The following is a 10339-nucleotide window of genomic DNA, read 5'->3' on the forward strand; positions in this document are numbered from 1 at the left end:
GCCCAGAACCCGCCCGCGGCGACCACCGAGGAGGAACCGATGGTGTAGAAGACCTGGTCGCCGACCGTCGTGTTGATCGAGATGCCGATCTGCTTCAGCACCAGCGCGAACCAGAACGACGGCATCGACAGGAACAGGAAGCCGAAGAAGGTCGCGGTGTAGTCGAACTTGGAGTACTGCCGCGACGCGCTGATCACGCCGATCAGCACGGCGAGGATCAGCGCCACCACCATGGCGAGCACGATCAGCCGCAGCGTCACGCCGAACCGGCCGAACACCTCGCTGCCGATGTTCATGGTGGACTGGACCGAGGGGCCGAAATCACCGTGCAGCACGCCGGTGATCCAGTGCCAATATCGCTCGAGAATCGGCTGGTCGAGATGCAGCCGGATGCGTTCGAGTTCGATGGTGCGAGGGGGCGGCGGCGGGTTTCTCGCGATCAGCGGGGTCAACGGGTTGGCCGAAAGCGACACCATCACGAAGACGACGAACGTCGACACGATGAGGATCGGCACCGAGACGAAAAGCCGGCGCAGTGCGAAGGCAAGCATGGAGGTCTTCCTGCTCTGGACGGTGTTCTGCCGGCGCCCGCCGCTCGTGGTGGCAGGGCCGTGGCGACGTAACGGGGCAATCGTGGTGTTCGGGAACTAAAAGGGCAATTGTTCGCGGATACGGTGAAGGGCCGGCTTTGCGGCCGGCCCTTCACCGGTTGTCCCGCGGGAATCTACCGGTTGTTGATCACTTCCGGATGCCCCACTCCGACATGTTGTACACCGGAGCGTCGAGCGTCGAGTTGTTCCGGATGTTCGCGATCTTGTCCGACGAGGCGATGAAGGTCGGCTTCTGGTACAGCGGAAGCACGTACGCGTCGTTCGTCATGATCTGGTCGGCCTGGTTGAGCAGGTCCGACGCCTTGGTCTGGTCGGTCTCGGCGCTGGCCTGGTCGATCAGGTCGTCGACCTGCTTGCTGGTGTACTTGCCGTAGTTGCTGCCCTGACCGGTGCCCCACAGCTGCTTCGCGCCGCCGATCGCGAAGGGCGAGGAGACCCACGCGAACACGATGACGTCGTAGTCGCCGCTGGTGGTGGTCTGGCCGAGGTCGTCGGTGGACTGGACCTTCACCTTGACGCCGAGCTGGGCCGCGGTCTGCGCGAACAGTTCGCACTCGTTCTGGCGGATCTGGTTGCCGACGGTGTAGCGGATGCGCAGCTCGGGGACCGCCTTGCCGCTCGGGTCGGACAGCTGGTTGTTGTTCAGCTTGTAGCCCGCGTCGGTCAGCAGCTTCTTGGCCTTCTCGATGTCACCGGAGCCCTGGCCGGTCGAGCTCACCACGTCCTTGTAGCCCTGCTGCTGCGGCATGAAGTTGTGGTTGTTGAGCGGCTCGACCTTGTTGGTGAACTGGCCGACGGTCTTGGCGATCATGTCCTTGCGGTTGACCGCGGTGTAGAGGGCCTGGCGCAGCGTCTTGTCGGCCAGGGACGGGCTCTTGAGGTTGAAGTCGAAGTGCTCCCAGGTCAGGCCGAGACCGATGAACGAGGAGATGTTCGGCATGTTCTTGACCTGGTTGATCAGGTCGACCTGCGGCTGCGGGTAGATGACCTGCACCTCGTTGTTCTGCAGTGCGGTCGGCTCCTGCGTCGCGTCGGTGATGACGCGGAAGATGACGCTGTTCAGCTTCGGCTTCTCGCCCCAGTACTTCTCGTTCGGGACCTCGGTGATCGACTGGTTGTTGACGAACTTCGAGATCTTCCACGGGCCGCCCGACCAGGTCGGGAGGGTCGTGCCGAACCACTTGTACGACGAGGCGAGCCCTTCCGGGGTGTTGGTGTCCCCGTGCTGCTTGGCCAGGTGCGCCGGGTACATCGCGCCGGACGAACCCCAGAGCTTCTTCCAGTCGGTGAACGGCTTGGCGAGGGTGGCGGTCACCGTCTTGCCGTTGTCCGAACCGGTCACCGCGGTGATCTGGTCGTAGCCGGAGGTGTCGGCAGGGGTGCAGTCCTTGCAGTCCTTGCCGTTCTGCACCTTCCAGTTGTAGATGAAGTCGTCAGCCGACAGCGGCGTGCCGTCCGACCACGACGCCTTCGGGTTGATCTTGTAGACGATCGTCGTCGGGTTGCTCAGCTCGGCGGACTCGACGAAGTCCTTGTTCAGAACCGGCTTGAGGTCAGGCGTCGCGTAGAACGTGTAAGGCAGGATGCCCTTGGTGACCATGCCCGTTTCGAAGACGTTGCCCTCGGCCGAGGTCACGTTCCAGTTCGGGACGTTCTTCTCGATGGCGAACGTGACGTCGCCGCCCTGCTGGAGCTGATCGGCCTGCGCCGCGTTGCACGTGTTCGGGTTCTTGTCGCAGTCGGCGAATGCCTGCCCGGTCTGCACCGCGCTGTTGCCGCCTCCGCCACCACCGCACGCGGAGAGCAGAAGGGCCGCGCCCGCGACGAACGCGCCGAGTTTCGCGGCACGCGACCTAGTCGTCACTAACATTCATTCTCCTTGCTCGACGCCGTCGCGGGTTTGCGAGGCGGCTCTTACTGACGCGCAAGCACCGATCGGTATCGCGTTGCTCACCGTAGCCGTGAAACTTAGGCATTGGACAGACGGCAAACCTATCGATCCGGACACTCTCAGTGAGATCGTTGCGGAACAGATATCTCGTGACCCCTGGTTGCACCGCAGTTTCCGCGTTTGATCGACTACGGTTAGTAGTTGATCACCGGAATTCTGGGCCGGTTCGGGTGGCAGTTCGGTCCAGTAGGCCGATCGGCCTGGCGGACAATAACCGCCCCGTTCCGTGTGCGGTACCCCAGCTAATGGAGTAGCCGCCCGGCCGCGACGAACCCGAAGTGACAAGAAATTGGTCCGATCTCGTGAAGCGAAACAATGCGCCCGCCGCCGGACGCGGGCAGGGCTGCCCGGAAGGAGGCGGGTACTCGGTGGGTGTTCCGAGCATCTTGCGTCCTTGCCCGCGCATTCCGAACCGCGGAACGTTCCGCGGAAGGGAACGCCCACGGGACGGGACGCTGGTCCGACTCAGTGGGATGCGAATGCATTTTCGCGTGCACGCGGCGGTTTTCCGGTTCCGGAACGCCGCGCCGGGGGTCGGCGTCCCGGGTGCGGGCGCGACGGTCACTAACCTGAGGGCGTGAAGCGGAAGCTGCTGCTGGTCCACGCGCACCCGGACGACGAAAGCATCGCCACCGGCGGGGTCATCGCGAGGTACGCGGCCGAAGGCGCCGAGGTGTGCGTGGTGACCTGCACGCTCGGCGAAGAGGGCGAAATCGTCCCGCCGCGGCTCGCGCGCCTCGTCGCGGCGGAGGCCGATCAGCTCGGCGGGTACCGCTCGGGAGAGATGGCCGCCGCGGCCGCCGCGCTCGGGCTCACCCGGCACGAATACCTCGGCGGCATCGGCCGGTGGCGCGATTCGGGCATGGCGGGCACGCCCGCCGCCGAGCATCCGCGGGCCTTCACCGGTGGCTCGGCGGCGGAGCAGACCGCTCAGCTGCGCGAACTCATCGACGACTTCGCCCCGCAGGTGGTCGTCACCTATGACTCCTTCGGCGGCTACGGCCATCCCGACCACATCCGCGCGCACGAGATCACCATGGCGGCGGCGCCGGACGCCCCGTCGGTCGAGCGGGTCTTCCACGTGGTCCAGTCCGAGGCCGCGCTCACCGTCGGGCTGGCCGAACTGCGCGCCGACGGAACTTCACCGTTCCGGGTGGCTGACGACGGCGAGCTTCCGTCCACTTCAGACGGCAAGATCACCACCGTGGTCGACATCTCCGCGCACCGGCAGACGAAGCTGGCGGCACTGCGCGCGCACGAAACCCAGCTCACCGTGGTCGACGGCCCGGTGGCGCACTTCGCGCTCACCAACAGCATCGCGCAGCCGATCCCGTCCGCCGAATACTTCGTGCTCGCGCACGGCGACGCGCACGGCGCCGAAACCGATCTTTTCGGCGGGCGGTGACGGTGTCCGCTTCGCTCACTCGCGACCAGCGGCTGATGCTGGTGCTGCTGGCGCTCGACGCGATCGTGCTGGCATTGCTCGAACTGTTCTTCCTTCCGCTGCGGCTCGGCCCGCTCGGCGAGGTGCCGTTTCCGGTCACCGTGGTGATCGGAGCGGTCACCACCCCATGGCTCGTGGTGACCGCGGCGAAGCTCGTGCGGCCGGCACTGTCGTTCGTGCCGCTGCTGGTGTGGGTACTCGTCGTGTTCGGGGTCGGCCTGTTCGGCCCGGGCGGCGACGTCGTGCTGGTCCAGGACTGGCGCGCACTGCTGCTGCTCGGGGCGAGCGCGCTGCCTGCCGCCCTTGTCCTCGGCGGCGGGCTCGGCCGGGCCGCGGCGAAGGGAGGTGTCCGTGTCTGAGGCCATTTCGGACCGTCAGGTCGTGGCGATTCTGCGTCCATTCGTCCGCGCCTGCGCACCGATGATCGACGCGCTGCGCGAGGCCGACCCGTTCGGCTTGCAAGCGCGGGCCCGGCGAGGGGAGGACGAATTCGCCGACGCCGGCTTCAAGAAGAAGATGCTCCGCGCACTGACCTCGGTGAAGGTGCCAGGCACCGCGGCGTGGGCGTCGATGGACATCGACCAGCGCGCGAGCTGGTGGGTCAACCGCGTCGGCAGGCTCACCTCGCTGCTGACGTCGATCCCCGGTCTCGGCGGTGCACTCGCCGACCGGCTGCCGGTGCAGGACACCCTCGGCGCGGCGTCGCAGGGACTGGTGCTGTGCGCGGTCGCGGGGGAGTACGGCGTGACCGATGTCGGCAGCCGCGTCCGGCTGATCGCCGCGGTGCTGTTCGAACGCGACATCGACGCCGACCTCGCGGCGGGAGCCGGCCACGACAAGTCCGCGAAGTCCGCAGAGGACAGTGAGACCGCGCGGCTGACCGAGGAACTCGACGAATCCCACCGCAAACACGGCAAGGTCACCGCGAAAGCCGTCGCCCGCACGCTCTGGCACCTCGGCAAGTCGCTGTGGGGGATCACCGGCGAACTCGAGAAGCGCCCGCGCGGCCGATGGTTCCACCGGGCGCTCGGGATGCTCCCGGTGGTCGGCGCGGCGGGCGACTACCTCGGCGAGCGCTCCGGGCTCAAAAAAGTCTGGAAGCGCGCGCACGCTTGGCTCATGGCCCACCGGGAGTGGGCCTGAGCCCTCAGTTCCAGAAGAGGAAGGCTCGCTGCCCGAAGTAGGCCGCGGCCGCGTTGCCGCCGAGCGGTTCGTAGATGTGCCCGGCGATCGTCCAGAGCAGATCCGACAACGGCCGGAAAAGAAGCAACAGCGCGAAGAGCACCAACGGCGCCCACGGCCGCACCCGCGCGCCGAACGCCCGCGCCTGCGGCGAGAGATAGGGCTCCAGCGCGCCCCAGCCGTCCAGCCCCGGCACCGGCAGAATGTTGATCAGGAACGTCATCATCTGCAGCAGCGCGAGATACGACATCGCGAAGAAGAGGCCGGTCGCCATCGGGATCAGCATCGTCGCCAGGCACAGCGCGGCGCCGACGGCGAGGTTGGTGAGCGGGCCGGCCAGCGAAGTCCACGACGCCGTCGCGCGGTTGCGCAGCGCGCCCCGGTTGATCCACACCGCGCCGCCGGGCAGCGGGATGCCGCCGATCAGCAAGAAGATCAGCGGCAGCACGAAGGACAGGACGGGGTCGGCGTAGCGCCGGACGTCCAGCGAGAGGTACCCCTTGTGAGCGATCTCGTGATCACCGCCGCGGAAGGCGACGAAGGCGTGCCCGAACTCGTGGAGCGTCAGCGAAGCCATCCAGCCGCCCAGCACGAGCAGGACGACGCCGGCGATCAGCATCGGGTCGCGGGGATTCGTGAAGTCACCGTATGCAGCCAGGAAACCACCGGCGACGGCGACGGCGAGGATGCCGAAGAAGATCGGGCTCGGACGCACTGCTGATCTCTGCACCCCACCAGTCTTCCGTATGCCCGGTGTGAAGTCTTCGGCGTGTCCCCTTGCGCACCCGGGCGCGGAGATCCCCCGAACTCGCTACTCGGCTTGACCTGGCCGACCTACACAGGTGTAATCACAGTGATGTCATTCGCTGTCGGAGGGGGCAGCGGGTGTCGTTTCACCACCGCCAGCCTGGGGAGTGCGTAGGAGCGAGGAGGCGGACGTGCGGTTGGAAGCGGACAACAGGGAATGGGGGCACGTCGTGGGTTGGGGAGAGAACCCGGAGCAGCAGCTCGGGGATCTGACCGACCTTTTCGACGTCCCCGAGGAGCAGGACTGGCAGGAGCGCGCCCTGTGCGCGCAGACCGACCCGGAGGCGTTCTTCCCCGAGAAGGGCGGCTCGACCCGCGAGGCCAAGCGGATTTGCCTTGGCTGCGAGGTCAAGGACGACTGTCTCGAGTATGCGCTGGCGCACGACGAGCGCTTCGGCATCTGGGGCGGACTGTCCGAACGGGAACGTCGCAAGCTGAAGAAACGCGCGGTTTAAAGGGGTTTCAGTCCCCCGGTCCACGCGGACCGGGGGCGCGCCCGCTGCCGCGGCCGTCGCTCTCGTGACGGCGAGCGAGTGCTGCGGCCGGTGCCGGCGCGGCGGGACGGGGAGTCCTCGCCGGGGTGGCGCCGGGCACATTCGCCGGACGCGTGCGGCCCGATCCGGTGGCCCCGTGAGGGCAGAAGTGCCGTTCCGGCGGCCGGAAAAATCGGTGCTGTGCCGTGGTTCTCTTTGTGATCTTCGTCTTCTGCCGCGGAATCCGGACGCGGCCGGTTCGCGTGAGCGGCCCGGATCGGGCGTCTTTGCGAAATCCTTCTTGCGCCCGCGGATCGGGCCGGGCTGAGCCAGGACTGGTCCACGCGGTGGGATCCGCCGGGCGTGCGGCGTGGGCCGGTGCCTCCGCGTCGGCGCAGGCCGTAGGGTGACCGCACCCATCGTCCCGTCCGAGCAGGAGCCGTTCTTGCCTCGCACCGTCGTTCCGCCCGCTGTGCGGACGCTGCCCGTTCTGGCCATTGTGGTCTGTCACGACGGCGAAGAATGGCTGCCGCTAGCGCTTTCCGCGTTGCGGCGCAGCACAGTCCGCCCGCGGCACGTGCTCGCCGTGGACACCGGATCTGTCGACCGTACCCCGAAACTGCTCGCCGACGCAGCGCAGCCGGGCGCGGCCGCCGAGGAACCGGTGCTGTCCGGAATTGTCACTCTGCCGAGTGAAACCGGATTCGCGGAGGCGGTCGCGGCGGCCGTAGCGCACGCGGTGGAACGCTGGGGCGATCCGGGAACGTGGCTGTGGGTGCTGCACGACGACTGCGCCCCCGAACCCGACTGTCTCGACCAGCTCCTCCGCGCCGCGGAGGAAAACCCGTCCGCGAAAGTGCTCGGGCCGCTCGGCACCGACTGGACCGATCCGCGGCTGATCGTCGAGGCCGGGCTGTCCACCGACGCCTCCGGGCACCGCCAGCAGATGGCCGCGCCGGACGGCGAACCCAGCGAGGTCCTCGCCGTCCCGAGCGCCGGATCGTTGGTGCGACGGGAACTCTGGGACGCCCTCGACGGCTACGACGAGGACTTCCCGTTGCTGCGCGAGGATCTCGACTTCGGCTGGCGCGCCAACGCGGCCGGCTCGCTCGTGCTCTCGGTCCCCGCGGCACGCGTCCGGCACGCCCGCGCCTTGTCCACCGGACAACGCACCCCGGACGCCGCCGGTCGTCCGCTCGCCGCGCTCAACCGCTCGCACGGCTTACGCGTCTTTCTCGTGAACTGCTCGACCCCGTCGTTCTGGTTCGGGCTCGTCCGGCTGCCGGTCATGCTGGTGCTGCGCGCGCTCGTGTTCTTCCTGCTGCGCCGCACCACCGAAGCCAGCGCGGAGCTGTCCGCGCTCGGATACCTGTGCGGGGGCAAGGGAAATCTCCGTGCCGCCCGGGCACGGCGACGCGATCAGCCGCGGCCCGGCACCGTACGCGGGCTTTTCACCAGCCGGATCACGAGGCTGCGCAACGCAATCAGCGCCGGAGTGGTCGGGCTTGTCCGGCGCGGAGTGCAGAGCGATGTCGCGCTGGGGACGGTGCCGGAGAGCGTCGAGCAGGAGTCCGCGTGGATCCCGCCGGAGGCGCTCGCCGCGTCCGGCGCGCGTCCGGTCGGTCCGGACGCGTTGCCCGCCGGTGCGCTGCGCGGCCTGAACACTCGCGGCCGGGGGCTGCGCCGGCCGGGCACGGTAGTCGCGGTCACGCTGCCGGAAGCACCGGTGTCCGAAGAGGACACTGCGGACACTGAACCGGCCGAGGAGATCGCGACCCACCCGTCGCCGTCGCCGCGTCCGGAACCGGCCGCACCGGAACCGGATCTGGTGTTCGTGGAGGTCAACCGGCGTCGCGTGCTCGCCGCGACCGTCTTCGCGCCGCCGGTGGTGCTCGTCGTTCTGCTCACCGCGCTCGCGCTGGTGCTCAACCGCGGACGGCTCGGCCTGGACCTGTGGGGCGGCCAGCTGCTGCCGGTCGGCGGACTCGGCGAGATCTGGTCGACGTACCTGTCGCCGTGGCACTCGGTCGCCGGCGGCACCGGCGCGCCCGCCCCCGCGACGCTCCCGGTGCTCGGGACGCTCGGCGCGATCTTCGCTCCGATCGGCGGCCCGGCCGCGCTCGTGGCGATCCTGCTCATCGGCGACCTCCCTCTCGCCGCGCTCAGTGCCTACGTCGCCACCCGCAAGCTCGCCGTGCGCCGCTGGGTGCGCGCCGCCGTCGCCGCGACGTACGCCTTGCTGCCCGCCGCCACCGCCTCTGTCGCGCAGGGACGGCTCGACGTGGTTGTGGTGCACCTCGTGCTGCCGCTCGTGATCGCGGGGATTGTCCGGCTGCTGACCCGGCCGGGCACGCGTTGGCTGCACGTCTCGGCGCTGTCCGCGTTCGGGGTCGCGCTGCTTGGCGCTTTCTCCCCGCTCGCGCACGGGCTCGCACTCGTCGGGCTGCTGGTCGGGTTCGTGGTGCTGCCCGCTCCGTCCGGGCTGGCTCGACGGGTCGCGTCCGTTGGGATCGTGGTGTTGTTGCCACTGGTCCTGCTGCTGCCATGGCCGACGGTCTTGTTGCGGCATCCGGAACTGCTGCTGCAAGGTCTCGGCGGTCCGGCCGCGCCTGCCACTGCCACTGACCTCGCCGGGCTCACTCCCGGTGGGCCGGGTGCGTGGCCGATCGGGGTCGTGGTGCTCGCGGCGACGCTCGTCGCGCTCGTGGTTCGGCCGCGGAAGCAGGTCGTCGGCGGGCTGGCGCTGGCGGTGCTCGGTCTTGTTGGCGTGGTCTTGGTTCGGCAGGTGCAGTTGACGCCGATGCAAGGCGGGGCGCCCGCGTCGGGGTATGCCGGGGTGCCGTTGCTGGTGGTCGGGGCCGGGTTGCTGTGGGCGGTGCTGGCCACTTGGCAGCGTGGCGGTTCAGCGGTGCCTGCGGCGTGGTTGCCGAAGGTGCTGGCGGTTGCTGGGGTTGTGGTGGTGGCTGCGTTGGCTGTTGGCGCGGTTGCTGCTGGGTCTGAGGGGTCGTTGACTGCGCGGGCGCGTCCGCAGTTGGCGCCTGAGGTGGCGGCGGATGTCGCTGCTACTGGGCGGGCGGTGCTTGACGTCAGTGCCGGGCAGGTGCGGCAGACCGGGGGGCGGCTGGCGCTTTTTGGTGATGATGAGCTTGCTCCGGTCAAGGGGACGCCGGAGCGGCTGGCTGAGTGGCGGCGTGGGCTCGGGCAGGGGGATGTCGCGGCGCTGAAGCGGGTTTTCGCGGCTGCTGCGGCGTCTGGGGTTCAGTACGTGGTGTTGCCGGTGGGGACGGATGCACGGGCGTTCGCGGCTGCGGCCAGTGATCTCGCTGCGGTGGCGGCTCCGACGTCGGATGGGCGGCCTACGTTGCGGTTGCTGCCCAAGGCCGGGGAGGTGGCGTTGATTTCGCCGGAGCTGGCCAAGCTGGCGGTCACCGGCGGGGGTGCGCCGGGGACGAATCCGGGGGTTTCGCCGGTCGCGGCACGGTTGCCGGATGTGCGGGTGCGTGCGTCGGAGGGGCCGACTGGGCGGTTGCTGGTGCTGGCGGCGGAGCAGGAGGCTGGGTGGCAGGCGAGCGTGAACGGGAAGGCTGTGCCGATCGTGCCCGCTTGGGGGCATCAGGTGGCGGTTTCGGTGCCGCCGCAGCCGTCGGAGGTGTCGGTGACGTTTCCGGGGACTGAGCGGGGGTTGTTGCTGTTGGTGCAGTTGGCGGCGGTGTTGTTCACGGCGTTGACTGCGATCCCGTCTCGGCGGCGGGTGGGGTGACTGCTCGTCGCCTGGCGGCGACATTGCATCCGGTGAGTGGGGGGCACCCCGAAGCTGATTGTGCTGACGGTTCGGGGGTGCTTGTCAAGGCGGGAAAGATGCCTTGACAAG

The 10339-nt window shown here is 68.8% G+C and carries 8 protein-coding genes; 5 read left to right on the top strand and 3 right to left on the bottom strand.

The window, feature by feature from the left end:
* Positions 1-551, bottom strand: a 551-nt coding sequence (locus ACWGIC_RS43450) for an ABC transporter permease (RefSeq protein ID WP_452081790.1), incomplete at its 3' end; no start/stop codon positions are given.
* Positions 552-738: 187 nt separating this feature from the next.
* Positions 739-2481, bottom strand: a complete 1743-nt coding sequence (locus ACWGIC_RS43455) for an ABC transporter family substrate-binding protein (protein WP_452081791.1) — start codon at positions 2479-2481, stop codon at positions 739-741.
* A 658-nt stretch (positions 2482-3139) separates the two neighbouring features.
* Between ACWGIC_RS43455 and mshB the strand changes: the two genes are divergently transcribed.
* Genes mshB through ACWGIC_RS43470 form a run of 3 tightly spaced genes read left to right on the top strand, consistent with a single transcriptional unit; the run spans position 3140 to position 5149 of the window.
* A complete protein-coding gene (gene mshB, locus ACWGIC_RS43460; RefSeq protein ID WP_452081792.1) occupies positions 3140-3967 on the top strand; it encodes an N-acetyl-1-D-myo-inositol-2-amino-2-deoxy-alpha-D-glucopyranoside deacetylase in 828 nt (275 codons plus the stop codon).
* Positions 3964-4365, top strand: coding sequence for a hypothetical protein (locus ACWGIC_RS43465; protein ID WP_452081793.1), 402 nt, complete (start codon positions 3964-3966; stop codon positions 4363-4365). Before mshB ends, ACWGIC_RS43465 begins: the two co-directional genes overlap by 4 nt.
* Positions 4358-5149 (top strand): hypothetical protein, encoded by a 792-nt coding sequence (locus ACWGIC_RS43470; protein WP_452081794.1) that lies wholly within the window; start codon positions 4358-4360, stop codon positions 5147-5149. Before ACWGIC_RS43465 ends, ACWGIC_RS43470 begins: the two co-directional genes overlap by 8 nt.
* Positions 5150-5153: 4 nt before the next feature.
* Here the strand turns inward: ACWGIC_RS43470 and ACWGIC_RS43475 are convergent, their stop codons facing one another.
* Positions 5154-5903 carry a site-2 protease family protein gene (locus tag ACWGIC_RS43475; RefSeq protein WP_452081795.1) on the bottom strand — a complete coding sequence of 250 codons (750 nt, stop codon included), beginning with the start codon at positions 5901-5903 and terminating at the stop codon, positions 5154-5156.
* A 223-nt stretch (positions 5904-6126) separates the two neighbouring features.
* On the opposite strand from ACWGIC_RS43475, the gene ACWGIC_RS43480 reads away from it, so the two are divergent.
* Complete coding sequence (locus ACWGIC_RS43480; protein ID WP_037355639.1) at positions 6127-6450, top strand: WhiB family transcriptional regulator; 324 nt, start codon at positions 6127-6129, stop codon at positions 6448-6450.
* A gap of 463 nt (positions 6451-6913) precedes the next feature.
* The gene (locus ACWGIC_RS43485; protein ID WP_452081796.1) at positions 6914-10228 is read left to right on the top strand and encodes a glycosyltransferase; all 3315 of its coding nucleotides are present in this window, start codon (positions 6914-6916) and stop codon (positions 10226-10228) included.
* Positions 10229-10339 lie beyond the last annotated feature (111 nt).

Source organism: Amycolatopsis sp. NPDC054798, from assembly GCF_053611505.1.

What these genes read in the sequence shown, in the direction of transcription:
- ACWGIC_RS43455 (WP_452081791.1), bottom strand. Translation starts at nt 2,481, where the DNA reads ATGTTAGTGACGACTAGGTCGCGTGCCGCGAAACTCGGCGCGTTCGTC.